Genomic DNA, 567 nt, shown 5'->3' with positions numbered 1-567 from the left:
CGGCCCGTCCGGCACGTCGCCGAGCGGTGCAATGGGCGACAATACGGCGGCCATTGCCCAGACCGATTTCTGGTACGGCAATGCGGATATTACGGCCACGCCGAACGTTTCGCCAAGCAATGCGAACCTGGCGCAGCAGCGGGTCTACCAGAACGCGAATACGAACGCCTCTTCGACAATCACCTACGCCTATGACAGCCTGGGCAACAAGACCGTCGAGACGGTGAAGAATGGCTCGGACGTGCTCAAGCGGACGATCTTCTCCTATACCGACGCGCAATTGCTGCGCCCGACGCAAATGGACCTTTTGGTCGACAGCAACACGACGCTGACCTCCACCTACAGCAACAACCTGATCTGCGAAGACGCCGGCGACGAGACCGATCCGAACGGCATCACCACACGGCACAGCTATGACGAGTTCTGCCGCGAGGAGCGGGTCGAAAACCTCGCGACCAATGCCTATACGACGACAGACTACACCGACGAAAGCAACGTCGACACCATCGCCAGCGGCCCGTCCGGCACGCCGCCGAGCGGTGCAATGGGCGACAATACGGCGGCCAT

Annotated in this window: 1 protein-coding gene; it reads left to right on the top strand. The window is 61.2% G+C overall.

The features are described 5' to 3' along the window. Positions 1 to 31: 31 nt before the first annotated feature. Positions 32 to 567 (top strand): hypothetical protein (locus tag AC1D0P_RS27495; RefSeq protein WP_477679626.1); only part of this gene is annotated, 536 nt, incomplete at its 3' end.

Source organism: Polaromonas sp. P1_G2, assembly GCF_056405515.1.
The sequence above is the reverse complement of the archived record's forward strand: the minus strand, read 5'-3'. Positions and strand labels throughout refer to the sequence as shown.